Annotated in this window: 29 protein-coding genes; 7 read left to right on the plus strand and 22 right to left on the minus strand. The window is 64.5% G+C overall.

Annotated elements, in window-relative coordinates:
• Positions 1-120 precede the first annotated feature (120 nt).
• The 3 genes from NK8_RS02080 to NK8_RS02090 form a co-directional block, all read right to left on the minus strand.
• On the minus strand, positions 121-741 hold the full coding sequence (locus NK8_RS02080) for a hemolysin III family protein (protein WP_162064926.1): 621 nt from the start codon (positions 739-741) through the stop codon (positions 121-123).
• A gap of 101 nt (positions 742-842) precedes the next feature.
• Entirely contained in the window at positions 843-2,141 is a 1,299-nt protein-coding gene (locus NK8_RS02085; protein WP_061172861.1) for a cytochrome c, read from the minus strand.
• 21 nt (positions 2,142-2,162) lie between these two features.
• Entirely contained in the window at positions 2,163-2,909 is a 747-nt protein-coding gene (locus NK8_RS02090; protein ID WP_162066747.1) for a cytochrome c, read from the minus strand.
• Positions 2,910-3,345: 436 nt separating this feature from the next.
• Between NK8_RS02090 and NK8_RS02095 the strand changes: the two genes are divergently transcribed.
• A complete protein-coding gene (locus NK8_RS02095; protein ID WP_213227083.1) occupies positions 3,346-4,275 on the plus strand; it encodes a copper resistance D family protein in 930 nt (309 codons plus the stop codon).
• Positions 4,276-4,288: 13 nt separating this feature from the next.
• Here the strand turns inward: NK8_RS02095 and NK8_RS02100 are convergent, their stop codons facing one another.
• The 7 genes from NK8_RS02100 to hda all read right to left on the minus strand — a co-directional run bounded on the left by NK8_RS02100 (position 4,289) and on the right by hda (position 9,966).
• Positions 4,289-4,588 (minus strand): hypothetical protein, encoded by a 300-nt coding sequence (locus tag NK8_RS02100; protein ID WP_162064928.1) that lies wholly within the window; start codon positions 4,586-4,588, stop codon positions 4,289-4,291.
• Positions 4,589-4,709: 121 nt separating this feature from the next.
• On the minus strand, positions 4,710-5,525 hold the full coding sequence (gene panB, locus NK8_RS02105; protein ID WP_213227085.1) for a 3-methyl-2-oxobutanoate hydroxymethyltransferase: 816 nt from the start codon (positions 5,523-5,525) through the stop codon (positions 4,710-4,712).
• 38 nt (positions 5,526-5,563) lie between these two features.
• Complete coding sequence (locus NK8_RS02110) at positions 5,564-6,244, minus strand: deoxynucleoside kinase (protein ID WP_162064930.1); 681 nt, start codon at positions 6,242-6,244, stop codon at positions 5,564-5,566.
• Positions 6,241-6,795 carry a 2-amino-4-hydroxy-6-hydroxymethyldihydropteridine diphosphokinase gene (folK, locus tag NK8_RS02115; RefSeq protein WP_162064931.1) on the minus strand — a complete coding sequence of 185 codons (555 nt, stop codon included), beginning with the start codon at positions 6,793-6,795 and terminating at the stop codon, positions 6,241-6,243. The genes NK8_RS02110 and folK overlap by 4 nt, the downstream gene beginning before the upstream one ends.
• A 78-nt stretch (positions 6,796-6,873) precedes the next feature.
• Positions 6,874-8,442, minus strand: a complete 1,569-nt coding sequence (gene pcnB, locus NK8_RS02120; RefSeq protein ID WP_213227087.1) for a polynucleotide adenylyltransferase PcnB — start codon at positions 8,440-8,442, stop codon at positions 6,874-6,876.
• Positions 8,435-9,121 carry an HAD family phosphatase gene (locus NK8_RS02125; protein WP_213227089.1) on the minus strand — a complete coding sequence of 229 codons (687 nt, stop codon included), beginning with the start codon at positions 9,119-9,121 and terminating at the stop codon, positions 8,435-8,437. The genes pcnB and NK8_RS02125 overlap by 8 nt, the downstream gene beginning before the upstream one ends.
• 11 nt (positions 9,122-9,132) lie before the next feature.
• Entirely contained in the window at positions 9,133-9,966 is an 834-nt protein-coding gene (gene hda / locus NK8_RS02130) for a DnaA regulatory inactivator Hda (RefSeq protein WP_225936187.1), read from the minus strand.
• Between the two features lie 215 nt (positions 9,967-10,181).
• Between hda and purM the strand changes: the two genes are divergently transcribed.
• Complete coding sequence (gene purM / locus NK8_RS02135; protein WP_061172870.1) at positions 10,182-11,237, plus strand: phosphoribosylformylglycinamidine cyclo-ligase; 1,056 nt, start codon at positions 10,182-10,184, stop codon at positions 11,235-11,237.
• A 46-nt stretch (positions 11,238-11,283) separates the two neighbouring features.
• On the opposite strand, the gene NK8_RS02140 is transcribed toward purM, so the two are convergent.
• The 4 genes from NK8_RS02140 to mutL form a co-directional block, all read right to left on the minus strand.
• Positions 11,284-12,501 carry a type II toxin-antitoxin system HipA family toxin gene (locus tag NK8_RS02140; protein ID WP_213227093.1) on the minus strand — a complete coding sequence of 406 codons (1,218 nt, stop codon included), beginning with the start codon at positions 12,499-12,501 and terminating at the stop codon, positions 11,284-11,286.
• Positions 12,498-12,818: a helix-turn-helix domain-containing protein gene (locus NK8_RS02145; RefSeq protein ID WP_225936188.1), complete on the minus strand. Its 321-nt coding sequence runs from the start codon at positions 12,816-12,818 to the stop codon at positions 12,498-12,500. The genes NK8_RS02140 and NK8_RS02145 overlap by 4 nt, the downstream gene beginning before the upstream one ends.
• A 76-nt stretch (positions 12,819-12,894) precedes the next feature.
• A complete protein-coding gene (gene miaA / locus NK8_RS02150; RefSeq protein ID WP_213227096.1) occupies positions 12,895-13,839 on the minus strand; it encodes a tRNA (adenosine(37)-N6)-dimethylallyltransferase MiaA in 945 nt (314 codons plus the stop codon).
• Positions 13,836-15,800, minus strand: coding sequence for a DNA mismatch repair endonuclease MutL (mutL, locus tag NK8_RS02155; protein ID WP_213227098.1), 1,965 nt, complete (start codon positions 15,798-15,800; stop codon positions 13,836-13,838). The genes miaA and mutL overlap by 4 nt, the downstream gene beginning before the upstream one ends.
• A 181-nt stretch (positions 15,801-15,981) precedes the next feature.
• Here mutL and NK8_RS02160 point away from each other — a divergent pair, with 181 nt between their 5' ends.
• A complete protein-coding gene (locus NK8_RS02160; RefSeq protein WP_162064939.1) occupies positions 15,982-16,641 on the plus strand; it encodes a DedA family protein in 660 nt (219 codons plus the stop codon).
• Between the two features lie 57 nt (positions 16,642-16,698).
• On the opposite strand, the gene NK8_RS02165 is transcribed toward NK8_RS02160, so the two are convergent.
• Positions 16,699-16,947 carry a GlsB/YeaQ/YmgE family stress response membrane protein gene (locus NK8_RS02165; protein WP_213228449.1) on the minus strand — a complete coding sequence of 83 codons (249 nt, stop codon included), beginning with the start codon at positions 16,945-16,947 and terminating at the stop codon, positions 16,699-16,701.
• Positions 16,948-17,453: 506 nt separating this feature from the next.
• On the opposite strand from NK8_RS02165, the gene NK8_RS02170 reads away from it, so the two are divergent.
• The 3 genes from NK8_RS02170 (at position 17,454) to NK8_RS02180 (ending at position 19,381) form a co-directional block, all read left to right on the plus strand.
• Positions 17,454-18,380, plus strand: coding sequence for a peptidoglycan DD-metalloendopeptidase family protein (locus NK8_RS02170; protein WP_213227100.1), 927 nt, complete (start codon positions 17,454-17,456; stop codon positions 18,378-18,380).
• 69 nt (positions 18,381-18,449) lie between these two features.
• Positions 18,450-18,968 (plus strand): outer membrane protein assembly factor BamE, encoded by a 519-nt coding sequence (gene bamE / locus NK8_RS02175; RefSeq protein WP_162066749.1) that lies wholly within the window; start codon positions 18,450-18,452, stop codon positions 18,966-18,968.
• A gap of 17 nt (positions 18,969-18,985) precedes the next feature.
• Complete coding sequence (locus NK8_RS02180) at positions 18,986-19,381, plus strand: hypothetical protein (protein WP_213227102.1); 396 nt, start codon at positions 18,986-18,988, stop codon at positions 19,379-19,381.
• 8 nt (positions 19,382-19,389) lie between these two features.
• Here NK8_RS02180 and NK8_RS02185 read toward each other — a convergent pair whose 3' ends face one another.
• The 4 genes from NK8_RS02185 to NK8_RS02200 form a co-directional block, all read right to left on the minus strand.
• On the minus strand, positions 19,390-20,010 hold the full coding sequence (locus tag NK8_RS02185; protein WP_213227104.1) for an isochorismatase family cysteine hydrolase: 621 nt from the start codon (positions 20,008-20,010) through the stop codon (positions 19,390-19,392).
• A 53-nt stretch (positions 20,011-20,063) separates the two neighbouring features.
• A complete protein-coding gene (locus tag NK8_RS02190) occupies positions 20,064-20,336 on the minus strand; it encodes a hypothetical protein (RefSeq protein ID WP_213227106.1) in 273 nt (90 codons plus the stop codon).
• Between the two features lie 88 nt (positions 20,337-20,424).
• Positions 20,425-20,916: a hypothetical protein gene (locus tag NK8_RS02195; protein WP_162064943.1), complete on the minus strand. Its 492-nt coding sequence runs from the start codon at positions 20,914-20,916 to the stop codon at positions 20,425-20,427.
• Between the two features lie 96 nt (positions 20,917-21,012).
• Complete coding sequence (locus NK8_RS02200; protein WP_213227108.1) at positions 21,013-21,687, minus strand: glycine zipper 2TM domain-containing protein; 675 nt, start codon at positions 21,685-21,687, stop codon at positions 21,013-21,015.
• A gap of 188 nt (positions 21,688-21,875) precedes the next feature.
• On the opposite strand from NK8_RS02200, the gene NK8_RS02205 reads away from it, so the two are divergent.
• Positions 21,876-22,781 (plus strand): glutamate/aspartate ABC transporter substrate-binding protein, encoded by a 906-nt coding sequence (locus NK8_RS02205; RefSeq protein WP_213227110.1) that lies wholly within the window; start codon positions 21,876-21,878, stop codon positions 22,779-22,781.
• An 8-nt stretch (positions 22,782-22,789) separates the two neighbouring features.
• Here NK8_RS02205 and NK8_RS02210 read toward each other — a convergent pair whose 3' ends face one another.
• The 3 genes from NK8_RS02210 to NK8_RS02220 form a co-directional block, all read right to left on the minus strand.
• A complete protein-coding gene (locus tag NK8_RS02210; protein ID WP_213227112.1) occupies positions 22,790-23,344 on the minus strand; it encodes a carboxymuconolactone decarboxylase family protein in 555 nt (184 codons plus the stop codon).
• Positions 23,345-23,356: 12 nt separating this feature from the next.
• Complete coding sequence (locus NK8_RS02215) at positions 23,357-24,700, minus strand: aspartate aminotransferase family protein (protein ID WP_213227114.1); 1,344 nt, start codon at positions 24,698-24,700, stop codon at positions 23,357-23,359.
• 113 nt (positions 24,701-24,813) lie between these two features.
• The gene (locus tag NK8_RS02220) at positions 24,814-25,674 is read right to left on the minus strand and encodes a MurR/RpiR family transcriptional regulator (protein WP_213227116.1); all 861 of its coding nucleotides are present in this window, start codon (positions 25,672-25,674) and stop codon (positions 24,814-24,816) included.
• Positions 25,675-25,767 lie beyond the last annotated feature (93 nt).

Raw genomic sequence — 25,767 nt, forward strand, 5'->3', positions numbered from 1 at the left:
TTCGGCGATCAGCGATCGCCGGGCGTTGCCGCAAGGTTCGACGTGCTATCAAGACACGTCATCTGACGCTAAGTTGCATCGAAGGACACTTCGACGCGGCGGCGCCCGTTTCAGCAGGCCTCACGCGACATAGCGCGCGACGCTCACGAACTGGCACAGGCTGCCTGCGAGCACGAACAGATGCCAGATTCCGTGTCCGTGCCGGATGCGCTCGTCGTTGATGAAAAAATAAATGCCGGCGCTGTAAATCACGCCGCCCGCCACCAGCCATGCGGTTCCCGCGGCTGGCAGCGCCGTCACGAGCGGATGAACGGCTACGAGCGCGAGCCATCCCATCAGCACGTACAGCACCATCGACACGCTGCGGGTTCGACGCCCGAGCGTGAGTTCCTGCGTGATGCCGAACGCCGCGAGCCCCCAGCTCACGCCGAAGAGCGACCAGCCCCAGGGGCCACGCAAGGTCACCAGTGTATACGGCGTATAGCTGCCGGCTATCAACAAGTAGATGGCCGAGTGGTCGCACTTCTGCAGTATCGCTTTCAGGCGCGGCGTGCGCGCCCAGTGATACAGCGTGGAGATGATGTAGAGCGCGCAGAGCATTGCGCCGTACACCGCGAAGCTGACGACCTTGTAGGCGTCGCCGTCGAGCGCGCCCATCGTGACGAGCGTCGCGAGCCCCGCCACCGACAGCAGCGCGCCGATCAGATGGCTGATGCTGTTGAAACGCTCACCTGCGTGCATGAATCCATTCCGCCAAAAGACAAGGGGCGCGGCCCCAAACTACACAGGCTGCGCCCCAAATGCGTATTGTACGCTCTATTGGCGGATGGTCGCCGCGGACCTCAATCGAGCGGCGCCGAGCGCAGATTGCTTACCTGCTGCGGCGACACCGGCGTGCCGTGGTTGCCCCACGACATACGGATGTACGTCACGACCGCCGCGACTTCCGTATCCGACAGCGACTGCGCGAAAGGCGGCATGCCGTGCGGCATCGGGTTGCCTTCCGTGCTCGGCGGATAGCCGCCATTCAACGTCATGCGGATCGGGTTGACGGCCGACGGCATCTGGATCGACTGGTTGTTGGCGAGCGGCGGATAAGCCGGCGGCTTGCCAAGACCATTTTCCTGATGGCACTTCGCGCAGTTTTCGGTGTAGACCTTCTTGCCCAGCGTGAGCAGCTCGCCGCCGAACTTGTCGGACGTCTCCAGCTGCATGACTTCCGGCGCTTCCTTCTTCTGCGGGATCGACTTGAGGTAGGTCGAAATCGCGTTGATGTCGGCGTCGGTCATGTACTGCAGGCTGTTGTGGACCACTTCGGCCATCGGGCCGAACACCGCGCCGCGCTGCGACACGCCGGTCTTCAGCAGGTCGTTGATGTCCTTCAGGTCCCAGTCGCCGAGACCCGCTTCCTTGTTCGACGTCAGCGACGGCGCGTACCAGTTCTGCAGCGGGATCAGGCCGCCGGCGAAGGCCGCCGAGTTGACCGGACCGCCCATCGCGTTGATCGACGTGTGGCACATGCCGCAGTGGCCGAGGCCTTCGACCAGATACGCGCCGCGGTTCCATTCGACCGATTTGGTCGGATCCGGCTTGTACTCGCCTTCCGAGAAGAACAGCGTGCGCCAGCCGATCAGCAGGTTGCGGTTGTTGAACGGGAAGCGCAGTTCATGCGGACGGCTCGGTTCCGAAACCGGCGCGACCGAGCGCAGATACGCGTAGATCGCGTCGGAGTCGGCGCGCGTGACCTTCGTGTAGCTCGTGAACGGGAAGCCCGGATACAGCAGCGAACCGTCCTTCGAACGGCCGGTGTGCATCGCGCGATAGAAGTCGTCGGAGGTCCACTTGCCGATGCCGTATTGATCGTCCGGCGTGATGTTCGGCGTGAACATGGTGCCGAACGGCGTGGCCATCGGCAGGCCGCCCGCGAACTCCTTGCCGCCGCGCACCGTGTGGCACGCGATACAGTCGCCGGCGCGGGCGAGGTATTCACCTTGTTTGACGAGGGCGGCTTTATCAGCCGGCGTCGCCGCGATGGCGCCGCCCGAATGCAGATTGTCGCCGCCCGACCAGAGGACGGCGCCGGCTGCGACGGCTGCCACCACGACAGCCGAGGAAAGTGCGAACAGGGACTTGCGTTTCATTATGTTGTCGCTCCAGACGCCTTATTGCAGTTCGCTGCCGCACTTGAGCGGCATCTTCAACGAGCCAGCAGGCGCGGGCACCGGATTGGCGGGTGCTTGTTGCGTGGACAGCCAGGCGGCGACGGCGGTCACGTCGTCATCCGTCAGGCGCGAGGCGATCTGCTGCATGCAATCGGGCGCTTTCGCGTGACGCGTGCCCGACTTCCATGCGCCGACTTGCGCGCTGATGTAGTCCGAATGCAGGCCGACGAGACCCGGAATGGCCGGCTGCATGCCGGTCAGACCCTTGCCGTGGCAGGCCGCGCACGCGGGAATGTTCTTCGACGCATCGCCGTTCAGCACGATCTGCTGGCCGCGCGCGAGCGTCGTGGCCGACACGTTCGACTTGGCGGGCGGCGGATACGGCGGACGCTGGTTCGAGAAGTACGTCGCGATCTGATGAAGGTAATCGTCCGAGAGATACGTGACGAGGTAGTTCATCGGCGGGTACTTGCGCCGGCCTTCGCGGAAATTCTGGAGCTGGTTGTACAGATAGTCGGCAGGCTTGCCGGCAAGACGCGGGAAGTAGTCGTTGTCCGTGCCTTCACCGTGAACGCCGTGGCACGCCGTGCAGCCCTGCACGCGCGCGGCCATCGTGTCCGGTGCGATCGGCTGGTTCTGCGCCTGCGCGGCGGAGCTGAAAACGCCAGCGCTGCCTACCAGAGCCGAGGCAAAAGCCATAGCGAGCAGCGGACGAAAAATGCGTCTTGAAAACACGCGACACTCCATGAAATTCGGGGACCTGCCGAGCTTCGTGCGGCTCGGTGCGAAGGTGGCGAACCACGGCCACGCAGGGGGCGGTGGGTGGCGGACCACGGCCACAGCGGCTCGACGAGCCTCTGATGCGACGCGGCATTCTATCATCGATGCATGATGATGACTATTTGACACAATCTCGCTCTAAGTCCCGCTGCAGCGCATTCGCGACAATTTGCCGCGCGGCTCTTGACCATCCGCGACGAACTTCTCACGCGCGTTCGCTTCATTGCCTTTCGACAAAGATTCGACTCGACGTGAAGCGCCTGCGCCGTTCCGATGTGCTCCATGCAGTTTCGGAAGCGCCGGGCAAAAATTCAAGGCGTTTCGCCGACCTTCGATGCTGTGCTGCAACCGGGCCTTCGTTTAGACTCCGCAGACTTTCTTCCTTCGACACTGCGCGCACGCGATGAACGACGATCCCATCGGTCTGGCCCAGACCGCATTCGCGGCGCTCGCCGACGTCGCCTTTGCCTGCGTGCTCGGCTCGTTGCTCCTGAACGGCTGGCTGATGCGCGAACAGGCGTTCGCTCCCGTTTCGCCCGCGCGGGCCGGCTGGCGGCGTGCGGCGCGGGGCGGTCTGCTCGCCGCGCTCGCTTTGGTGCTGTGCAACTTCGTTTCGCTGTGGCTGCAGTCGGCGGCGATGAGCGGCGCGCCGCTCGCCGAAGCGGGCGCGTCCTTGTGGCTGGTCGCGACGGGCACGCATGCGGGCATCGGCTGGACGGTCGCGCTGGCGGGCAGCGTGCTCCTGGTGCCGGCGGCGAGCGGCGGCGCGCCAACGGTCGCGCGCATCGGATTTGCCGCGCTAGCGGCGCTGGTCGTCGCGGCGGGCAAGTCGGCGGTCGGCCACGCGGCCGATGCGGGTGCGTTCTCCTTCGCGGAAGGCGTGCAAACGCTGCATCTGCTCGCGACGGCCGTGTGGGGCGGCATCGTCATCGCGGGTGCGTTCGTGTTGCCGGCGCTCGATACATCGGTGGCGCGCGCGTTGCTGATCCGCACGGTCGCGCGCATGTCGCGCACGGCGGCGATCGCGCTTGCGTTCGTCGTCCTGACGGGCGGGTTCAATGCGTGGCGCGGCGTCGGCGGCTCGCCCGCGGCGCTGACCGCGAGCGCCTGGGGTCAAGCGTTGCTCGTGAAGATCGCGCTGGTTGCGCTGGCGCTCGCGTTCGGCGCGCTGAATCGATGGTCGGCGCTGCCGCGTCTGCAACGCTCGGCATCGACGATCGACGCGCACACGGTCATCAACGTGATGCGTGTCGAAGCGGTGATGATGGCGGGTGTGTTCGTGGCGGCGGCCGTGTTGTCGCACAGCGTGCCGGGGTCGGCGCTCGGCGGATGAAACGACGCGCGTCTTACTCGTAGCCGAGCTTGTGAGAGACGATCGGCGCGCAGAAGAGCGCCACCGCGCAGCCGATGACCTTGCCTTGCAGTTCGACGAAGGCCGTATGCGAATCGGCGACGAAGACGACTTCGAGCAACTGCGGCAGGCAGAACACGAACGCCGCAACGATGAACCAGCGCGTCACCGCCGCGATGCGCCAGCCGTGCTGCGCGCCGATGCCCGCGGCCACCACGCGCGCCACCCCCAGCGCGACGAGCGAGCCCACAGCCAGTTGGGCCCGGACGTATTCATCGGGAAGGACGTGCCACATGATCGTTCTCGCTCTTTTTAGTGACTTTTGGCAAGGGTACGTGCGGGAAGCCCGTCAGTATGTACGAGAAAACGCAGATCGTGAACGGGAATTTTAAACGCGGCCCGCAGGCCGCGGGCGCTCAGAACGTGTGTTCCGGACCGGGAAAGCTGCCGTCCTTCACGGCGCGTACATACGCTTCGACGGCCGCGAAAATATTCGGCTGGCCTTGCATGAAATCCTTCACGAAGCGCGGCCGCTTGCCGTGGAAGATGCCGAGCATGTCGTGCAGCACGAGCACTTGCCCGGAACAGTCGATGCCCGCGCCGATGCCGATCGTCGGAATCGCGAGCGCCTCCGTGACTTCGCGCGCGAGCAGCGTGGGCACCGCTTCGATCACGATCAGTTGCGCGCCGGCTTCCTGCAGCGCGATGGCGTCGCGCTTCATCTGTTCGGCCGCCGCCTCGGACTTGCCCTGCACCTTGAAGCCGCCGAACGCATGCACCGACTGCGGCGTGAGCCCGACGTGCCCGCACACGGGAATCGACCGCTCGACGAGAAAGCGCACGGTGTCCGCGAGCCATGCGCCGCCTTCGATCTTCACCATCTGCGCGCCCGCGCGCATCAGCTTCACGGCGTTCGCATAAGCGTCTTCCTTCGAGCCGATCGTGCCGAACGGCATGTCCGCGACGACGAGCGCGCTGCGGTTGCCGCGCGCGACCGCAGCCGTGTGATACGCGATGTCATCGAGCGTGACGGGCAGCGTCGTGCCATGCCCCTGCAGCACGTTGCCGAGCGAATCGCCGATCAGCATGACATCGACGCCCGCGCGTTCGAGCAGCGCGGCGAAGCTCGCGTCGTAGCACGTCAGCATCACGATGCGCTCGCCGGCCTCGCGCATGGATTGAAGTTTGGGTACGGTGATCGTCGAGCGATTCGTTTCCTGCAGATACGTCATGATCGTTTCACTAAAGAGGGCGTGGCCGCGCGGCGCGCTCAGACCGATACGCCTTTGACAAAGAATTCCTTGCGCCCGCGCATCGTCTCGATACGCTCGACGAGGAGCGTGAGATCGTCATCCGATGCAAGCGGGTTCAGGTGCTCCGCGTTCACCGTGAGCAACGGCGTCGCGTCATAGTGATAGAAGAACTCGTTATACGCATCGCAGAGCGCGCGCAGATATGAATCCGAGATCTGCAGTTCCATCGGCAGCGAGCGTTTCTGAATGCGCGCGAACAGCACTTCCGGGCTCGCCTGCAGATAGATGACGAGATCGGGCGCGGGGCCGCTCGAACGAATGTGCGAGGCGACGTCCTTGTAGAGCTGGAACTCGTCGTCGGGCAGCGTGAGGCGCGCGAACAAGTCGCTCTTCTGCGTGAGAAAGTCCGTCATCAACGCCGCGCCGCTCGTCACGATATCGGCGGCTTCCTGCGTCTGCGATGCACGCTGCAACGCGAAGTTCAACTGCGTGGCGAGCGCATGGCGCGTAGTGTCGCGATAAAAGCGTTCGAGAAACGGGTTGTCCTGCGGGCGCTCGAACAGCGTGCGCATCGACCAGCGCTCGGCGAGCAGGGTCGCAAGCGTGGTCTTGCCAACGCCGATCGGCCCTTCGATTGCAATGTAACGGTGGGGCGGCCGCAGTTGCGGCGCGGTCACGGTGAGTGGCGGAACGCTCATCGGCAGTCTGTCTTGTTGGAAGGGGCGGTGCTCGTGTCGGTGCCGCCGGACGGCGTGCCGACCATGCACTGACACGCGGCGACTTTCTCGATACGCTGATCGGCAACGTCGGCGATGAACGAATCCGCGCGGCCGCGTTGAGGAAGAATGAGATCGGGTTCGAGCTCCACGAGCGGCACCAGCACGAAGGCGCGTTGCGTCATGCGCGGATGCGGCACGACGAGATCCGCTTCGTCGATGCTCGATGCGCCATACAGCAGGATGTCGAGATCGAGCGTGCGCGGCGCATTGCGATACGGCCGCTCGCGCCCGAACTGCAACTCGATGTGATGACACAGACGCAAGAGCGCGCGCGCCGGCAGACTCGTTTCGAGCTTGACGACGCAATTGAAATAATCGTCGCCCGATGCATCGATCGGCGCGGTGCGATACACGCTCGATTTCGCGAGCACGGTGATCGTGTGCTGCTGGGCGAGACACACGACTGCGTCTTTCAGGGTCTGGCGCGCATCGCCGAGATTCGCCCCCAGGCCGAGATAAGCAATCGTCATGGCAGAAGTCCTACGCGTGGGTCACAGCGACAAGCGGGAAAGCAACATCGCTCCTCGCTACTGTAACCAAAACCGGCGTTACTCGTTGTCGGCGCCTTCGCGCGTGTTCGGCGCACTGGATACGACGTCGCCCTCGCTGCCTGGCGCGCCCTGTTCCACCGACTCGCCCGTGCGGCGCTTCGCGTTGCTGCGACGGCGGCGCTTCTTCGGCGCGTTGCGGTCCTTGCCGCCTTCGGACAACAGCGCTTCGCGCGCGGCGTGATCGCCGTCGATGAAATCGCTCCACCATTGACCGATGGCCGCATCGAGCTCGCCCGATTCGCAACGCAGTAGCAGGAAATCATACCCCGCTCTGAATCTTTGGTGTTCCAGCAGCTTGAGCGCGCTGCGGCCGCGCTTTTCCAGCCGATGCTGAAGACCCCAGATCTCGCGCATGTCCGACGAGTAGCGCTTGTGGATCGCGAGTTTCTCGGTCTGCATGTCGAGCACGTCGTCCATCGCGCGATGCAGCGCGGGCACCGGATATTCACCGTTCGCCGTGTATTGCTGCCAGCGCGTCTGCACGTCGTGCCACAGCAGCGTGGCGAAGAGAAAGCCCGGTGAAACCGGTTTGCCCGCGCGCACGCGCTCGTCGGTGCTGGTGAGCGCGAGCGTGACGAACTTCTCGCCGTGCGGCTGTTCGAGCACGACATCGAGCAGCGGCAGCACGCCATGATGCAGGCCTTCCTGACGCAGCCGCGTGAGACACGCGAGCGCGTGACCGGAGAGCAGCAGCTTCAGCATCTCGTCGAACAGACGCGCGGCCGGCACGTTGTTCATCAGATCGGCGAGGTCCTTGATCGGCGCGCGCGTGGCTTCGTCGATCTCGAAGCCGAGCTTCGCCGCGAAGCGCACCACGCGCAGCATACGCACCGGGTCCTCGCGATAGCGCGTGGCCGGATCGCCGATCATGCGCAACAGACGCGCGCGGATATCGGCCATGCCGTCGTGATAATCCAGCACGGTTTGCGTGGCCGGATCGTAATACATCGCGTTGATGGTGAAGTCGCGGCGCGTGGCGTCTTCGTGCTGCTCGCCCCAGACGTTGTCGCGCAGCACGCGGCCGCTCGCGTCGACGGCATGCGTGCGGCCATCGAGCTCGCCGCGTTTCAGCCGGCGCGGCGGTTCGGCGGCCGGTTCCGGCGGAGCATCCATCAGCGCGCGGAACGTCGACGTCTCGATGATCTCCTGCCCGAACTGCACGTGCACGATCTGGAAGCGCCGCCCGATGATGCGCGCGCGGCGAAACAGCTTCTGCACCTGATCGGGCGTGCCGTCGGTGGCGACGTCGAAGTCTTTGGGTGCGACGCCGAGCAGCAGGTCGCGCACCGCGCCGCCGACGATGAACGCGCGATGTCCCGCGTGCTGCAGGCCGTCGGTGACGCGGACCGCGTTCTTCGAGATCAGCGACGGATCGATGCCGTGAATCTCCGATGACAGGATGACCGGCACGCTCGGGTCGCGCTTCACGTGCGCGGCGGCTTTCTTGCGCGGGCTCTTGCGAGCCGGTTTGGCGTCGGGCGAAACAGGTGGCGTGTCGTTCGCTGCGCCTTCATCGGAATCGGCGCTGTCTTGCCCGAACAGCTTGCGGATGAGTTTTTTAATCACGTGTGTCGAACAGGTTCAGGATGCGCCAGCCTTTGGCTTGCGCGTGCGCGCGCAGGGTGTCGTCGGGATTGGTCGCGACCGGGTCGGTGACGCGCTCGAGCAGCGGGATGTCGTTGTGCGAGTCGCTGTAGAAATAGCTGTGCCTGAAATCGGAAAGCTTCTTGCCGCTCGCTGCGAGCCATTGCTCGACCCGCACGATCTTGCCTTCGCGATAGCTCGGCGTGCCGGTCGGCCGGCCGGTGAGCGCGCCGTCCGGATGATCGTCGACGGTTTCCACATCGCAGGCGATCAGGGTTTCGATGCCGAATGCTTCCGCGATCGGCGCGGTGATGAACGCGTTAGTGGCGGTGACGAGGCAGCAGAGATCGCCGTTGTCCTGATGCTCGCGCACCAAGGTGACGGCGGCCGGCACGATGCGCGGATTGATCACCTCGCGCATGAATTGCGTGTGCCAGTCGGTGAGCTGCTCGCGCGAATATTTCGCGAGCGGCGCGAGCATCGCGTGCAGATAGGCGTTGATGTCGAGCACGCCCGCCTTGTAATCGGCGTAGAAGGCGTCGTTCTGGCGCGCGAAAGAATCCGCGTCGACGATGCCGAGCTTCACCATGAAGCGGCCCCATTCATGGTCGCTGTCGGTGGGAATGAGCGTGTGGTCGAGATCGAAAAGGGCGAGGTTCATGGGTGCGCATTCTACTTGAAGCGGGTCGGATCGTTGTCCGGCGCGGCCGGGCTGGAATCGGGAGCGATTGGATCGCCGACGAGATCCTGCGCCGGCACGGGCACGGGCGCGAGCGGCGCGGCGCGGCCGGTTTGCTGGAGCATCGTGCGCAGGAGCGCGCGCGTCACCGCGCGTTTTTGCTCCAGCGAGAAGCGGTCGAGTTCGTCGAGCAGGGCCATCAGGCTCGGCATGTCGCGGCGGAAATGCGTGAGCAGATAGCCGGGCACGTCTTCCGCGAGCACGATGCCGCGTTCACGCGCCGCGTGTTTCAGCACCGATGCCTTTGCTTCGTCGGAGAGCGGCTGAAGGTGGAAGACGAGGCCCCAGCCGAGCCGCGTGCGCAGATCTTCGCGCACGGTGAGCGCGAGCGGCGCGTCGTTGCCGGTCGCGACGAGGGCGCTGGTCGGATGCGCACGCACTTCGTTGAAGAGATTGAAGAGCGCGATCTGCTGCGCGGGCGAGAGGCGGTCGCAATCATCGACGGCATAGAGCGTCACGCGCGGATCGAAGCCGAACACGTTGAGCGCGCTTTGCGGACTCAGGTAGCGCGCGTGGCCGTCCGCCTCGTGCGTGAGCGCCTGCAGCAAATGGCTGCGGCCGCTGCCCGGCTCGCCCCAGACGTAGAACGTGCGGTCCGCGACCGGCCCGGCCGCGAGCGCATCTTCGAGCGCGCGCAGACGCGCGACCAGTTCGTGATTGCCGGCGGCGAAAAAGTTGTCGAAGGTGGCGGGCGGCGGCGTGCCCAGATCGAGCGTCAGTTGGCGTTGCACGGGGAGATCGGTATCGTCGGGCCTTGAGTCGGGCATATCTTGAAAACTGCCGGATGAGCCGAGGGTATACGCGCAAAGCCGCAGCGGATCGCCGTGTGCGCGAGGGGCTCCGGCGCTTTTCAGATCGCCTTCGATCTCGAAAAGGGCGCCTGCGCGGTGTCTGGCGAACGCGGGAAAATCCAGCCTGCCGACCGTCGTCGGGTCATCATCGGGTAAAATCGCATTTTACCGACCTTCTTGCTTCCCTCCCCATGAATCAACCGAAATCCGCTCCAGACGCCCAAGGTTTGTCGTATCGCGACGCGGGCGTGGACATCGACGCAGGCGACGCGCTCGTCGACCGGATCAAGCCGTTTGCCAAGAAGACGATGCGCGACGGCGTGCTGGGCGGCATCGGCGGATTCGGCGCGCTCTTCGAAGTGCCGAAGAAATACAAGGAGCCGGTGCTGGTGTCGGGCACGGATGGCGTCGGCACCAAGCTGCGCCTCGCGTTCACGCTGAACCGGCATGACACGGTCGGTCAGGATCTCGTCGCGATGAGCGTGAACGACATCCTCGTGCAGGGCGCCGAGCCGCTCTTTTTCCTCGATTACTTCGCGTGCGGCAAGCTGGACGTCGACACGGCGGCGGACGTCGTGAAGGGCATCGCGACGGGTTGCGAACTGTCGGGCTGCGCGCTGATCGGCGGTGAGACGGCGGAAATGCCGGGCATGTACCCGGACGGCGAGTACGATCTCGCGGGCTTCGCGGTCGGCGCGGTGGAAAAAAGCAAGATCATCGACGGCAGCACGATCAAGCCGGGCGATGTGGTGCTCGGGCTGGCTTCGAGCGGTATCCATTCGAACGGCTATTCGCTGGTGCGCAAGATCATCGAGCGCGCGAATCCGGATCTGAACGCCGATTTCGACGGCCGCTCGCTCGCCGACGCGCTGATGGCGCCCACGCGTATCTACGTGAAACCGCTGCTTTCGGCGATGCAGAGCGTGACGGTGAAGGGCATGGCGCATATCACGGGCGGCGGTCTGGTCGAGAACATTCCGCGTGTGCTGCGCGAAGGGCTGACGGCCGAGCTGGATCATCGCGCGTGGCCGCTGCCGCCGCTGTTTGCGTGGCTGCAGAAGCACGGCGGCGTCGCGGATGCGGAGATGCATCGCGTGTTCAACTGCGGTATCGGGATGGCGGTGATCGTCGCGGCGGAAGATGCCGATGCGGCTATCGGGCTGCTGTCGGGTGCGGGTGAGCAGGTTTGGAAGATTGGTGTCGTGCGTGAAAGCAAGGAAGGGGAGGCGCAGACGGTGGTGGTTTGAGATCGACGGTTGCGCTGACGAGAACCCTCGCCGAGTGCGAGGGTTTTTAGTTTTTGGGATTTCGCCAATCCTCCCTTTCACGCTCGACCAGCACGAATCGACGACACAAATCGATATCGCGCCCGCTCACGCCTGAGGCTTCGAATGACGCTGGCCAAAGCGTCAGCACATCGAGCAAGCGATTGACCTCGTCGCGCGCTTCGGCCTGCGTCAGCATGAAACGGCCCGCATGGGAAAGCGCATTGGCGATAGTCGGCGTCTGAGCGTCATCCCCCACAATGAGTTGCTGATATCCGATGGCCTGAAGTTGCGGCTGAAGATCGTAGGCGGGCGAGAGTTTCCAGTTGCCGTCGCGATTCAGAAAAGCGTGATTCTTCTCGTGGTCGTCGGTGTTTTCCATCAAAACGTTGAACACCATGCGCTGAAAGAGCTGACGGCTGTCCGCTCGCGACGCGGGTGAATAGCGCCGTGCGATTTCGGCGAGGTCGCCGTAAGACGCCCTGCTGATATCGATACCTTCTGCGATCAGCATCGTCCTCCCGCTGGCGAGATGATGCCGGCTGCCATTCATGTCCCGGTCGAAACGCTCGATAAGCAGAACGTTCTTTCCGCGAATCGACACGAGGCGCGTTTCCGGCACATCGATGCCGCATTCCTTCGCCAGACGCAGCGAAGCATATTCGACGGCGCTTACATCGATTTCGTCGCCTTCGGCGGGAAACTTCGCGATCCAGTAGCGGCCGTCATCCTCGACGATCGCCTTCGGACGCGCGCCGCCCACGCTGCGCCCGGGTTGCAGCAGCCGACGCAGACGCTCGTCGATGGGTGCGTGGACTTCGATGGCATGCGCCGCTTCTGCTAGGGCTTGCAGATCGGCGACATGAAACGCCTGATCGGGCGGCGTTTCGTAAGCGTTGCTGGTCCAGGAGAAGCCGAGCGCGCCAATCCTGTTTTCGCCAGCAAGCGCGAGGTAATCGATCGGTGCGCGGCGCCTTGGCCGAAACACCGTATCGATGACTTGTCGGCCCCAACGGTCGGGTCCGGCATCCTCGAAGACCGGATGTAATTCCAATCCTGGCGGAGGGTCGAACGTACCGGGGCGAAGCGGCAGGTCCGGCGAGAGAGCAAACGCATGCGCGTCGTTCAGCCAGTCTGTCGTGTAGGCGAAGAGACAACGGCGACCGCCAATCAACCGAAGTGCGCCGCACAAACGAGGCGCAAGCGCGCCGGGTGGATAAATCCATACGAAGAGTTCGTCGTTCATGGGCCGCTCTTCTTGCCCGCGAGATTGTGGAGCTCCAGCATCAACGCGGTTTCGTCTGCAGCCGGATCAGCGATGGTGGCAAGCAAATGCACCCGGCCAATCAGCCAGAGCGCGGATGCATAGACGCCCATCGATACCGTGGGATCGCCTTTCTCCATCTTCTGGAGCGTCGGCACGGAAACCTGCATGCGCTCGGCGAACGTCGCGAGTGATTCGCGGCGGCGTTTGCGAGCGATGCGCAGGTTTGTTCCCAGCGCCTCGAGTGCGCGAGACGCGGGCCTTGGCAGCATGTCGGCGGCAGTGGCGCGGCGGGGCATAAAGAATAGAACCAAAAATCGGCGTTAGTTGAAACTATTCTTTATAGTATGACTGTCGTTCCGAATTGGCAACTTGTCAAAGCGCCACGCGTTCCATGGCTCCCAAAGCCCGCTCCGTCGCATCCCCCGCGCAACAATCCACCACGACGCGCTCCGGCATCGCCCGCAACCACGTCAACTGCCGCTTGCACAGCTGCCGCGTCGCAAAGATGCCCTTGTCGCGCATCTCGTCGTAGCCCGTCGCGCCATCGAGGTATTCCCACGCCTGCCGATAACCGACGCAGCGCATCGACGGCATCGCCACATCCAGATCGCCGCGCGCGCGCAGCCGCTTCACTTCGTCGATGAAACCATGCGCGAGCATCGCATCGAAGCGTGCCGCGATGCGCGCATGCAGAACCGCGCGATCCGACGGCTCCAGCGCGATCGGCACGAAGCGATACGGCGCATCCGTGTCCTGAACGCGCGGCGCGGCGAGCAGCGCGGACATCGGCTGTCCGCTCAGCATGAAGACTTCGAGCGCGCGCTGGATGCGCTGCGAATCATTGGGCGCAAGCCGCGCGGCGGTCTGCGGATCGATCGCCGCGAGCCGCGCGTGCAGCGCGGGCCAGCCGTCACGGGCGGCGTCGGCATCGAGCGTGGCGCGCAGGTCGGCATCCGCGCCGGGCAGGTCGTTCAGGCCTTGCGTCAGCGCCTTGTAGTACAGCATCGTCCCGCCGACGAGCAACGGCACGTTCCCGCGCGCGATGATCTCGCCGACGATCCGCAGCGCATCCGCGCGAAACTGCGCGGCCGAATACGTCTCGGCAGGATCGATGATGTCGATCAGATGATGGACCGCCGCCGCGCGTTCCTCCGCGTTCGGCTTGGCCGTGCCGATATCCATCTCGCGATAGACGAGCGCCGAATCCACACTGACGATTTCGACCGGATGTCGCGCCGCGAATGCGAGCGCCGCCGCCGTCTTGCCGGACGCCGTCGGCCCGAGCAGACAGGCCACAGGCAAAGCGGTATCGCTCATTGTCCGCGCATGAAAAGGCGGTCGAGATCGGCGAGCGTGAGCTGATACCACGTCGGCCGGCCATGATTGCATTGATCGGCGCGCTCGGTCGCTTCCATCTGGCGCAGCAGCGCGTTCATCTCGTCGAGCGTGAGCCGGCGGTTCGCGCGCACCGCGTTGTGGCAGGCGAGCGTGCCGAGCAATTCGTGCTGACGCTCGGTCAGCACGCGCGATCCGCCATACGCGTGCAGATCCGCGAGCACCGCGCGCGCGAGCGATTGCAGGTCGGCGTCTTTCAGCAGCGCGGGCACGGCGCGAATCGCGATCGATGTCGGCGAGAGCACCGCGAGATCGAAGCCGAGCGCATCGAGCGTGTCGCGCTCTTCCTCGACGACGCCGATCTCGACCGGATCGGCCGTCATCGACACGGGAATCAAGAGTGGCTGCACGGCGATCGCGCGATCGGCGATCGCGTGCTTGAACTGCTCGTAGAGAATGCGCTCGTGCGCGGCGTGCATGTCGACGATCACGAGCCCGCGCGCGTTCTGCGCGAGCACGTAAATGCCGTGAATCTGGCCGACGGCGAAGCCGAGCGGCTGCTCGTCGGCGTGATCGAGTGCGCTGTCGCTCGCGACGACCGGCGCCGATGGCCGCGCGCTCACGCTTGGATAGGGCGTATCGACGGTTGTCGCTGCGTTCGGCGTGCCCGCGCCGGTGTCCTTGCGGCCGAACAGCGCGTCATACAGCGCGAGCGGCTGCGCGACCGGCAGCGTGCCCTGCGTCATGCGCGATTGGCGCAGCCAGTTCGTGCCGTTCTCGCTTTTCAGATGCAGCGCGTCCGGCGTGCCGACGAAAGGCTTCGCACTGAACGACGCAGTCCCGGTCGGCTGCAACTGCGCCGCGTGCCCGCCCGAAGTCGTCTCCGGCGAAGCACCCGCATGCCGCGCGAGCGCGCGCTGCACGGCGTGAAAAACGTACTGGTGAATCGAGCGCGAATCGCGAAAACGCACTTCGATCTTCGACGGATGCACGTTCACATCGACCGATTCGGGCGGCAGATCGAGAAACAGCACGTACGCCGGATAGCGATTGCCGTGCAGCACGTCTTCATACGCGGCGCGCACGGCGTGCGTAAGCAGCTTGTCGCGCACGAAGCGGCCGTTCACGAAGAAATACTGCTGGTCGGCGCGGCCGCGGCTCGCGGTCGGCAGTCCAGCGCAGCCATACACGGCGAGCGGCCCGGCGCGCTCGTCGAGCGGCAGATGCGCGGTTTCGAACACCTCGCCGAGAATCTTCGCGACGCGCGTTTGCGGGTCGCTCGCGTTCCAGTGCTCGACGGCCTTGCCGTTGTGCATCACCGAAATCGCGACATCCGGCCGCGCGAGCGCCATGCGGCGGATCACTTCGAGGCAATGGCCGAGCTCGGTCTGCTCGCTCTTCAGGAACTTGCGGCGCGCAGGCGTGTTGAAGTACAGCTCGCGCACTTCCATGGTCGTGCCGACGGTGCCCGCGGCGGGCGAGAGCGCGCCCGTTTGCGCGTCGATGCGGGTTGCGTGCGCGCAGCTTTCCGTACGGCTCGTGATGAACAGTTCGGCGACCGACGCGATCGATGCGATCGCCTCGCCGCGAAACCCGAGCGTCGCGACGGCTTCGAGATCGGCGAGCGAGCGGATCTTGCTCGTCGCGTGACGCATGAGCGCGAGCGGCAGTTCGTTCGGCGCGATGCCGCAGCCGTCGTCGGCGACCACGATGCGTTTCACGCCGCCTTCGTCGAGCGTGATGCGCAGGGTCGTCGCGCCCGCATCGAGGGCGTTTTCGAGCAGTTCCTTGACGACCGACGCCGGCCGCTCCACCACCTCGCCCGCCGCGATCTGGCTGATGAGCTGATCGGGCAGCGGGGCGATGGCGCGCGAACGGCGCGCGCCATCGACTGTCAAAGCGGCTGTCAGGGCGCCGGCGGAAGGTTCGTTGAGATCGGCCATGGCGAAATTATAACGATTCGCAACCTTGCGCCGCTTGCCCGCCAACGTGCTGGCGGATGGCGGCCAAAGACGGCTTTTTTAACAGACGCGACGCGCCACTTCGGTATCATGACGCGACTCCCGCATTCGTTGCCGACGCGCCGGATTTCCGGCGCCGGCTCAATTCTTTGAGGAAAGATTTTTGGACACGCTGCTGCAATTCCTGGGACTCATCCTACACATCGACAAATCGCTCGGTGTCTTCATCCAGAATTACGGCGCCTGGGTCTACGCGGTGTTGTTCCTGATCGTGTTCTGCGAAACCGGGCTCGTCGTGTTCCCGTTCCTACCGGGCGATTCGCTGCTGTTCATCGGCGGTGCGTTCGCGGCGTCGCACGAGATGGATCTGTTCGCGCTGATTGCGCTTCTGCTCGTCGCGGCGATCACGGGCAACACGCTGAATTACTGGATCGGCCGCGCGATCGGGCCGAAAGTCTTCGATACGAACATTCCCGTGCTCGAACGCTTTCTCGACCGGGCCGCGCTGCAAAAGACCCATAACTTCTATGAGAAGCACGGCGGCAAGACTATCGTGATCGCGCGCTTCGTGCCGGTGGTGCGGACCTTCGCGCCGTTCGTCGCCGGCGTATCGGCGATGAGTCACGCGCGCTTTCAGCTCTTCAATATTATGGGCGCGCTGATCTGGGTGCTGCTGCTCGTATTGCTCGGCTATTTCTTCGGCAATATTCCGTTCATCAAGCAGTATCTGAACGTGATCGTGCTGGTGGGGATCGGTGCGGCAGTCGTGCCGATCGCGCTTGGCGCGCTGTGGAAGATGAGCCGTCGCAATTCGAAGGCCTGAGCTTGATCGAGTCCGCGAGATCGCCGTGAGACGGTCTCGCGGGCGCCTTGAGTGCGCTTAACGGCGGAACAGGCGGATGATGAACAGCAGCACGACCGCACCGATCACAGCCGTGATCAGCGTGCCGAGGATCCCGCCGCCGAACGAAATGCCGAGCGTGCCGAAGATCCATCCGCCGACGACCCCGCCGACGATGCCGACGATGATGTCCACGATCACACCGAAGCCGCTGCCGTTCATGATGAGGCCGGCAAGCCAGCCTGCCACGCCGCCGATGATCAGGCTGAGGATGATGCCGTGTTGCATGAGGTGCATACGCTGAGACTCCTGTCAGAATTGAAGGTGCGGGATGCAGGCGAGACCTGCATCCGGGCGCGGGGAATGTAGCGGAAATGGCCGTCGGAAGGGGCTGTCAACTGTCAAGGATTGTCGATGCGGCCGCGCGCGAATGACCCGGGCGGCAGGCAACGCATGGACCCGACCGTTTACGTCAAAAATTTAGAATGCCAAAGGGTTTGCGCTTTGGTTTCGTGAAGTGTGTCGTTTAGGTCACTGTGGCGAAATTGTTTCTGTAATGTTTTATGCTGGCGGGATCGTGTTTCTTAAGAATCTGAGATTTACCTGGATGGGCGGGTGCGCGCGATTTCCGCAGTGTTGATCGCGCTTGCATTCGCGGCGTCGCTGACCGGCTGTGGCATCCTCCGATGCGGCGGCACGGCGGTGTACGGTGTGGCGATCAGCCTTTGCGCGTGATAGAGACGCCGCGCGTGCGAATACGCGCCGGCGCGTTGAAATAGTTCAAGACGACAAGCATGAGAAAGCGGGTGGTGGTGCACAAGGAAGGTTTCGGGACGAACTCGCGCGGGGCGATCGCGAGCGTGGCGCTCGCGGCGGCGATGGCCGGCGGGCTGGCGGGATGTACGTCGACACCGCGCACGCCCGCGCCCATCGTCGAGAATTCAGCGTTGAGCGCGCCGCCGGTCGTGCAGAGCACGTCGCCGGGCGTGACGCCCGCGCCGGTCGTGCCGCTCGGGCCGGCGACCGCAGCGCCCGTCGAGCCGGGCTTCTATCGCGTGAAGCCGGGCGACACGCTCTACGGCATTTCGCGCACCTTCAAGCAGAAGCCCGACGATCTGGCGAAGTGGAACACGCTGCCTGAAAGCAGGCAGGTGAACATCGGGCAGGTACTGCGTGTCACGCCGCCGGGCGCGTCGGCGCCGGCATCCGTTGCATCGAAAGCCGCGCAGCCGCCGCTTCTGCCGACGCCGGAGAAATCGGCGGCGCACAAGCCCGCGGCCGATAAACCCGCGGCCGATAAACCCGCGCCGAGCGAAGAGCGTCAACCCGCGGTCGCCGCGACCGCGCCCAAGGGCACGTTCGCCTGGCCCGCGCATGGCGAAGTCGTGCACAAGTTCGGCGCGAGCGGCAACAAGGGCATCGATATCGAAGGCAAGGTCGGGCAGCCGGTCAAGGCAGCGGCGGCGGGCAAGGTGGTGTACGCGGGCAGCGGCCTGCGCGCCTACGGGCGCATGATCATCGTCAAGCACGGCAACGACTATCTGACCGCCTACGCCTACAACGAGAAGCTGCTCGTGAAGGAAGGCGACACGGTGAAGCAGGGCGCCACCATCGCGGACATGGGTACCGGGCCGGGCGGCACGCCGGCGCTGCATTTCGAAGTGAGAAAGTCCGGCGCCGCAGTCGATCCGATGCCGTTGCTCGGCGCGGCGGGCGGCTGATCCGGCGCGCGAGAAGGGGAGTCGAAGGTGAAGAAGACCGTGATGGCCGCGCTGCTCGCGGTGTCGTCGATGTCGCTGCTGTCCGCCTGCGATCAGCAGCAGAGCGAGGAAGCGTTGAACAAGCTCAAGGCATTTTTCAATGCGGTGAAGCCGGACAATCTGCTGCTCAAGAATCTGCAGCCGGGCGTCACGACCGAGGCGCAGATCCGCGATCAGATGGGCGAGCCGGAAACGGAGCGCGCATTCACGGACGGCAGCAAGCGGCTGGAGTATCCGCGCGGGCCGGCGGGCACCACGACGTACATGGTCGATCTCGACGCGAATGGCCGCTTCGTTTCCGCGACGCAGGTGCTGACCGCCGAGAATTTCGCGAAAGTGCGCCCCGGCATGACGATGGACGAAGTCCGCAGGCTGCTCGGCAAGCCGACCGAGATCGCGGAATATCGCCTGAAGAAGGAGCGCGTCTGGAGCTGGCACTGGCTCGAAGACGGCGTGAATCAGGACGCGATGTTCAATGCGCACTTCGGGCCTGACGGCATCGTCGTGACGACTTCGCGTTCCGAATCGATCCGCGGCGGCCAGCGCTGATTCCCAGGCATCCAGGCATGAAAACGATGACCGATTCCGTTACCAGCGACACGCGCCTTCGTCTGATGGACGAGGCGTCGAGCTATCGCGATCAGGCGCTGAGCGACCCCGGCGAGAAAGTGATTTCACGCTGGGATTGTGACCGGGGGCATCGCTGGGACAGGACGCTCGCGGTCGCGCAGAACGTGCGCTGCATGAATTGCGCGACCGAGCGGCGCGAGCTGGAGACCAAGCGCCTGCGCGAACTGGCGCAAGTGCGGGGCGGCGCGCTGCTGTCGCGCCGTTTCGTGGACGTCGCGACGCCGTTGCGCTGGCAATGCGCGTACGGCCACGTGTGGGATGCCAGCGCCGACGCGGCGTCGCGCCGATGGTGCGTCGACTGCGCGCGGGACGTATTCGCCAGCTATCGCTGATTTTCGGCTCAGGCGCCGTTCAGCGCCGCGAGCAGTTCGTCTGTCGCCAGCAACGCGTGCGCGTAGGTGCGCGCGTTGATTTCATGCGCGGCGTGCAGCGCTTCGTCGGAGAATGCGGCGGTCGCGTCGCGCACGAGCGTCACGTGATAGCCGAGTTCGGCGGCGAAGCGTCCGGTCGCCTCGATGCAGGTATTCGCCACGAGTCCGATCAGAATCACATGCGACACGCCGCGCTGCTTCAGCAGGAAGTCGAGATCGGTGTTCGCGAAGCCGCTGCTCATCCAGTGCTCTTTCACGACAGTGTCACCGGGTTGCGGCGCGAAGTCGGGAAACCATTCGCCGCCCCAGGTCCCTTTGCCGAAGATCAGCGATTTCGCCGCTGTCTGCAAATAGGGCGATGGATGTATCCACGCATCGATGTCGCCCGGCTCGAAGCGACGATGCGGCACGATGAACACCGGCAAACCGCGCTCGCGCGCCGCCGAGGTGACGCGTTTCAGGTTCTCATGCAGATGCGCGGCGTTGCGCGTGTGCGCGACGCGCGGCCAGAGCTTGCCGCCATCGGCGAGAAAGTCGTTGTAGGGGTCCACGAACAGCAGAGCCGTGCGGTCCTTTGGATAGACGCTCATGGTCTGTCTCCGCTCGCAACAGTGAGAAGCGCGCCAACGCGCGCGGCTTCATGTTACGCGCGCGGCGTGGCGAGCATCCGGAAACGTGCAATGCCGGGGATGTCGCAAAAAGAAAAAGCCGGCAAATGCCGGCTTTTGAGCTTCTTTGTCGGAGCGCTGGCATCCTTCGCCTGCGACTCGCCGTATCGTTGGCAAAAAGGCGCGCTTTGATTTTTTTGTTGCGCGCTGCTTTTACCCACGACCCGGCGGAGTGCCGCCCATCCTGTTTGTCGGTCTCTCAGCGCGTTTTGCTGCTTCCCCCCGTGCGCTGGAACAAGTATTGCCAACCCCATATCCTATGAATGTACGGTCGCAAACACATCGGCTGAATGATAAGCCCATTGCGGGAAAGCCCTGATCCGCAGCGCGCTTTTTTCAACCGGCCGACGACACCGCCTGCGCGTGCCCGATGCCCGAGCGCATGTTCGCCGCGACGAGCGATTGCGTGACCATGCGCGCTTCGGCTTGCGCGATGTGTTCGAGCGTCGCGTCTTCGAGTTGCGCGGCGAACACGTCGAGCGCGGTGCACAGGCGCGCGTGTTCATCGTCGTCGAGCGTCCAGGCGGCATCGGCGGAATGACGCGCATCCAGTTCCACCAGCGCTTCATGCGCGAGCGTGATGTCGTGCTCGCATTCGGGCGCGTGGCCGAACTGGCACAACTCTTCAGCGACCAGCAGATGACGGCACAAGGTCATGAAGAGCGCCTGCGAACCGTGCCCACGATGAAACGCGTCGAGCGCCGCGTAGCACTGCAGCAGCATGGCGTCGATCATCGGTTCGCGCGCCGCGCGGCTATAGGTCAACGCGCGCAATAGCGGCGACATCGAAGGACGGCCGGACTTCATGTTCGTCGATTTCTTCTTCACGACAGTGCTCCCGGAGAGGGTCTCTTAGCGTCTGACATGCAACGCATCATCGCAGCGGAAAATTAGCTGTGCCTTAAGGCGATGAGGCGTCGAGGCTCATGCGGGCGTCAGCGTTTCGCCCGAGACATGCACCTTCTGGCCGACGGCCACGCCAGGCGCGGCCTCGTAGTTGAAGCTGCGCACGCTGCCGTCATTCATGCGGACCTGCACCTGATACGTCGTCGACTTGTGAACCACGTGTTCGATCTGATTGCCCGCGAGCCCGCCGCCGATCGCGCCGATGATCGTCGCCGCCGTGCGGCCGCGTCCGTTGCCGATCTGCGTGCCGGCGAGTCCGCCGACCACCGCGCCGCCGATCGCGCCGATGCCGGTCGTCGGCTGAGCGCTCTGCACCGCGTTCACGGCCGTCACCTCGCCTGCGTACGGATCGTAGGCGGGTGCGGGATTCGGCGTGTATGACGTGCTTTCCTGCGCGGGCGCGGGCCGATGGACCGGCGTCGGATGATGGCCGCGCACGGCGCGCGGCAGCGACGCGCTCTGCGTAGTCGCCGGCTGCGAAGCCTGCGCGGCGGGCGCGGGCCTGGCTGTTTGCGCTTCGACGAGCGGCGCGGCCGTGGCCGTGGCCGTCGTTGCGGTGGCTTTGGACGATGGCAGCAAGCCTGTCATTGCCGCTACGCCGGTGCCGCACGCGAGGATGATCGACACGGCGGCAGCCGCGACGAGCGGATGAATGCGGGACGGCTTGGTTTGAATCTCGGGAACGGCGTTCATGACAGCGACTCCTGTGGGTGCCTGCCAGCTATAACGCCGCCCGGCGCGCGCGGTGGACGCGAATGCTGTGACATTTGTAAGCAAAAGTCGCGGCGCGCGCCGGCGAACCCACGTCAGGGTGAATACATATGTTGCATTTATTTTGTCAGTGGCAACATATGTATCATTCCACCCGAACAGAGGACGCCATGAAATCCACGCCGCTTTTCGCATCTGCCGCCGCGTTTGCTGCGCTAACGCTGGTCACGGGCGCGAGCTACGGCCAGGACGGCCAATCGACTCTCGCCAAGGTCCAGAGCGTGAACCTGATCGCGATCGGTCATCGCGAAACGTCGGTGCCGTTCTCGTATGTCGATGCGGGCAACAACGTCATCGGCTTTTCGCAGGATCTGTGCAACAAGGTGATCGACGCGGTCAAGGCGAAAACCGGACATGCGGATTTACGCGTGCGCTTCATTCCGGTGACGTCGCAGAACCGTATATCGCTGGTGCAGAACGGCACCGTCGACCTGGAATGCGGCGTGACGACCAATCTCACGGCGCGGCAGAATCAGGTCGCCTTCTCCGATACCTTCTTCGTCGCGACGACGCGCCTCCTGACGAAAAAGGATTCCGGCATCAAGGACTTTCCCGATCTCGCGGGCAAGACCGTCGTGACGAATCAGGGCACGACGTCCGAGCGCATCCTGCGCAAGATGAATGAAGAAAAGAAGATGAACATGAGCATCATCAGCGCGAAGGACTATGGGGAAGGGCGCTCGACGCTGGAGACCGGACGCGCGGTGGCCTACATGATGGACGACGTGCTGCTGGCCGGTACGCGCTCGCTGACCGCGAAGCCCGCCGACTGGGTGCTGGTCGGCACGCCGCAGTCGTCGGAGGCGTACGGCTTCATGTTGCGCAAGGGCGATCCGGAATTCAAGAAGCTCGTCGACGACGCGATGAGCCAGACGATGAAAAGCCCCGAAATCAGGGCGATGTACGACAAGTGGTTCATGAAGCCCGTCCCGCCGAAGAGCATCAACTTCGATTTCCCGATGAGCGAGACGATGAAGAAGCTCTACGCCGAGCCGAACGACAAGGCGTTCGAGTAACGCTGCGCTTACTCCGCGAAGGGCAGATCCGTTTGCCCTTCGGCGCGCATGCCGAAGGTGTTGAGCGTCATAGCGACGAGCGCGTAATAGCCCAGCAAGCCGACGAGATTCACCACCACGACATGCCCGAAACGCGCAACGGCGGCGTCGTAGGTCGCGTCGCTCACACGTTTCGCTTCGTAGAGTTCGGTCGCGAAATCGAAGATGAGTTTGTCGTCGGCATCTGCGAACGTCGGGATTCGATTCGTGCGCAGCGCTTCGGCGATATCGGCGGAGAGGCCTGCGTCGAGCGCGATCGGATGATGGATGTGCCATTCCGCCTGCGAGCGCCAGCGCGCCGCCGTGACGAGAATCGCGAGTTCGGACAGGCGCAGCGGCAGACCGGTGTCGTAGCGGCAGAACGCGCCGAGCTTTTGCGCGTGCTGCGCGAGTTCGGGGCTGAAGATCCAGCCGAGGAACGGTCCGTTGAGATTGCCGCGCGGACCGCTCAGGATATCCTGCAGAACGGCTTTCTGTTCGTCGGAGGCGGTCGCGATCTGGAAGTCGGGGAGTCTCTTGTTCATGTCATGCCGCCTTCATGCCGTCTTCATGCCGATGACGCCGAGCGCGCCGTCGATGGCGTCCGAAAGCCGTTCGACGATCGTCTCGATCTGCGCGCTCGTCGTGATGAACGGCGGCGCGATAAGCACGTGATCGCCGATTCTGCCATCGACGGTGCCGCCCATCGGATAGACCATCAGGCCGCGCTTCATCGCTTCGCTCTTGATGTGCGCGTGCAGCTTGTGCTTCGGATCGAACGGGGTCTTGCTGGCGCGATCCTGCACGAGTTCGACGCCGGTGAAGAGGCCACGTCCGCGCACATCGCCGATGAACGGATGATTCGCGTGACGCTCGCGCAATGCCGCGCGCAGTTGCTCGCCGCGCGCCTTCACGTTGTCGAGCAGGTTGTCTTCGGCGATGACCTTCTGCACTTCGAGCGCCGCCGCGCACGCCGTCGCGTGACCGATATACGTATGACCGTGCTGGAAGAAGCCCGAGCCGCCGACGATCGTATCGAAGATCTCGTTGCTGACGAGCGTCGCGCCGATCGGCTGATAGCCCGCGCCGAGGCCCTTGGCGATCGCGAGAATGTCGGGCGACACGCCGTCCTCCTCGCACGCGAACAGATAGCCGGTGCGGCCCATGCCCGACATCACTTCGTCGAGGATCAGCAGCACGCCGTACTTGTCGCAGACCGCGCGGATCTTGCGGAAGTATTCGCGCACTGGCGGCACCGCGCCCGCCGTCGCGCCGACGACCGTTTCCGCGACGAACGCCGCCACCGATTCCGGCCCGAGTTCGAGAATCTTCGCTTCGAGTTCGTCGGCGAGGCGTTGCGCGAACGCAGCGTCGGTTTCGCCTGCCTGCTGCTCGCGATACGCGAAGCACGGCGTGACGTGATGCGCTTCGATCAGAATCGGCAGGAACGGCTCGCGCCGCCACGCGTTGCCGCCGATCGCGAGCGCGCCGAGCGTATTGCCGTGATAGCTCTGTCGACGCGCGATGAAGTGCCGCCGCGCCGCTTGCCCTTTCTCGACGAAATATTGGCGCCCGAGCTTGAGCGCCGCTTCCATCGCCTCCGATCCGCCCGACACGAAATACACGTGACCGAGATTGTTGGGCGCGGCTTCGATGAGCCGGTCGGCGAGTTCCTCGGCCGGCTCGGTCGTGAAGAAGGACGTGTGCGCGTAGGGCAACTGCTGCACCTGGCGCTGAATGGCTTCGATCACGCGCGGATGGCTATGGCCGAGACACGAAACCGCCGCGCCGCCGCATGCGTCGATATAGCGTTTGCCGTTCGAATCGACGATCTCGATGCCGTCGCCGCGTACGGCGACGGGAAGCCTGGCGCGCGGCGCGCGATGAAATACCGTGGTCATGGTGCCTGCCTTCGAATGCGCGTACAACACGCGATGCGTAATTCTAACGCCACAACAACATATGTTGTCAATGGCGAGCGTGCTATCCGCGGTGTTGCGAACGACGCGCCCGGCTAGTTTGCGGCGTAGGCGCCTTGCGAGTGGAGCGCGGCTTCGGCCTGTTCGAGATTGGCGATCGCGTCCTTGCCTTCGAGCGCGAGCAACTGCGCGACGAGCATCTCCGCGAGCGCCGATGCCGCGACGAGCGACGGAAAGAACGACGGCGATTCGTGCGCGAAGATCAGCGTGTGATCCGCGTTCAATGCAATGGGCGACACGGCGCTGTCGGTGAGCGCGATGAGTTTCGCGCCGCGCTCGATCGCCGCCTGCGCGACGCGCACCGCTTCGACCGAATACGGCGCGAAGCTGACGACGACTGCGGCATGCCGCTTCTCGATGCCGCGCAGCTGCATTTCGAGCGTGCCGGCTTCACCGTTCACGAGGCTCACCGATGGGCGGAACAGGCGATAACCGTAGAGCAGACCGAACGCGATGGGATAGCACGACCGAAAGCCCGCGACGTGCACGTGCGACGCTTTCTTCAAGGTCTTCGCCGCGTCGATCACGCTGTCGGCGTTTTGCGCCAGCGTGAGTTCGAGATTGTGCGATTGCGCTTGTGCGAGGTCGCGGCCCAGATGAGTGTCGGCGCCGCCTTTGACTAGCGAGCGGGCGCGTGTCGTCAGTGGCTCGGGGCGCGTGCGCACGCGGCTCACGAAGATTTCGCGCAACTCGTTCCAGCCGGGGAAGCCGAGCTGTTGCGAGAGACGGACCATCGCGGCGGGCTGGACCTTCGCGCGTTCGGCGACCTTGCGCATCGAGAGGACGGCGACTTCGTCGGGATAGTCGAGCAGGAAGGCGGCGCCGGCCTGGAATTGCGGGCTCAGTTCAGGGAAACGGTCGCGGATGGTCGCGGCGAGTTGGTCGAAGGTGGGCACGTTGATGTTTGATGAGGCGAACGTGCTATTTAAGCATGAGCGCGACGCGGGGCAGGCGGTCGCGTGAGTGCAAAGCAAAAAGCCGCTGTCCTT

The sequence above is a fragment of the Caballeronia sp. NK8 genome, assembly GCF_018408855.1.
Classification (GTDB): Bacteria; Pseudomonadota; Gammaproteobacteria; order Burkholderiales; family Burkholderiaceae; genus Caballeronia.

What these genes read in the sequence shown, in the direction of transcription:
- NK8_RS02095 (WP_213227083.1), top strand. Translation starts at nt 3,346, where the DNA reads ATGAACGACGATCCCATCGGTCTGGCCCAGACCGCATTCGCGGCGCTC.
- NK8_RS02180 (WP_213227102.1), top strand. Translation starts at nt 18,986, where the DNA reads ATGAAAACGATGACCGATTCCGTTACCAGCGACACGCGCCTTCGTCTG.
- NK8_RS02205 (WP_213227110.1), top strand. Translation starts at nt 21,876, where the DNA reads ATGAAATCCACGCCGCTTTTCGCATCTGCCGCCGCGTTTGCTGCGCTA.
- NK8_RS02090 (WP_162066747.1), bottom strand. Translation starts at nt 2,909, where the DNA reads ATGGAGTGTCGCGTGTTTTCAAGACGCATTTTTCGTCCGCTGCTCGCT.
- NK8_RS02185 (WP_213227104.1), bottom strand. Translation starts at nt 20,010, where the DNA reads ATGAGCGTCTATCCAAAGGACCGCACGGCTCTGCTGTTCGTGGACCCC.
- NK8_RS02110 (WP_162064930.1), bottom strand. Translation starts at nt 6,244, where the DNA reads ATGAGCGTTCCGCCACTCACCGTGACCGCGCCGCAACTGCGGCCGCCC.
- folK (WP_162064931.1), bottom strand. Translation starts at nt 6,795, where the DNA reads ATGACGATTGCTTATCTCGGCCTGGGGGCGAATCTCGGCGATGCGCGC.
- miaA (WP_213227096.1), bottom strand. Translation starts at nt 13,839, where the DNA reads ATGAGCGATACCGCTTTGCCTGTGGCCTGTCTGCTCGGGCCGACGGCG.
- hda (WP_225936187.1), bottom strand. Translation starts at nt 9,966, where the DNA reads ATGCCCGACTCAAGGCCCGACGATACCGATCTCCCCGTGCAACGCCAA.
- NK8_RS02200 (WP_213227108.1), bottom strand. Translation starts at nt 21,687, where the DNA reads ATGAACGCCGTTCCCGAGATTCAAACCAAGCCGTCCCGCATTCATCCG.
- NK8_RS02125 (WP_213227089.1), bottom strand. Translation starts at nt 9,121, where the DNA reads ATGAACCTCGCCCTTTTCGATCTCGACCACACGCTCATTCCCACCGAC.
- NK8_RS02170 (WP_213227100.1), top strand. Translation starts at nt 17,454, where the DNA reads ATGAGAAAGCGGGTGGTGGTGCACAAGGAAGGTTTCGGGACGAACTCG.
- NK8_RS02210 (WP_213227112.1), bottom strand. Translation starts at nt 23,344, where the DNA reads ATGAACAAGAGACTCCCCGACTTCCAGATCGCGACCGCCTCCGACGAA.
- NK8_RS02165 (WP_213228449.1), bottom strand. Translation starts at nt 16,947, where the DNA reads ATGCAACACGGCATCATCCTCAGCCTGATCATCGGCGGCGTGGCAGGC.
- NK8_RS02145 (WP_225936188.1), bottom strand. Translation starts at nt 12,818, where the DNA reads ATGCCCCGCCGCGCCACTGCCGCCGACATGCTGCCAAGGCCCGCGTCT.
- NK8_RS02140 (WP_213227093.1), bottom strand. Translation starts at nt 12,501, where the DNA reads ATGAACGACGAACTCTTCGTATGGATTTATCCACCCGGCGCGCTTGCG.
- NK8_RS02215 (WP_213227114.1), bottom strand. Translation starts at nt 24,700, where the DNA reads ATGACCACGGTATTTCATCGCGCGCCGCGCGCCAGGCTTCCCGTCGCC.
- NK8_RS02085 (WP_061172861.1), bottom strand. Translation starts at nt 2,141, where the DNA reads ATGAAACGCAAGTCCCTGTTCGCACTTTCCTCGGCTGTCGTGGTGGCA.
- panB (WP_213227085.1), bottom strand. Translation starts at nt 5,525, where the DNA reads ATGACGTATCTGCAGGAAACGAATCGCTCGACGATCACCGTACCCAAA.
- mutL (WP_213227098.1), bottom strand. Translation starts at nt 15,800, where the DNA reads ATGGCCGATCTCAACGAACCTTCCGCCGGCGCCCTGACAGCCGCTTTG.
- purM (WP_061172870.1), top strand. Translation starts at nt 10,182, where the DNA reads ATGAATCAACCGAAATCCGCTCCAGACGCCCAAGGTTTGTCGTATCGC.
- NK8_RS02080 (WP_162064926.1), bottom strand. Translation starts at nt 741, where the DNA reads ATGCACGCAGGTGAGCGTTTCAACAGCATCAGCCATCTGATCGGCGCG.
- NK8_RS02100 (WP_162064928.1), bottom strand. Translation starts at nt 4,588, where the DNA reads ATGTGGCACGTCCTTCCCGATGAATACGTCCGGGCCCAACTGGCTGTG.
- bamE (WP_162066749.1), top strand. Translation starts at nt 18,450, where the DNA reads ATGTCGCTGCTGTCCGCCTGCGATCAGCAGCAGAGCGAGGAAGCGTTG.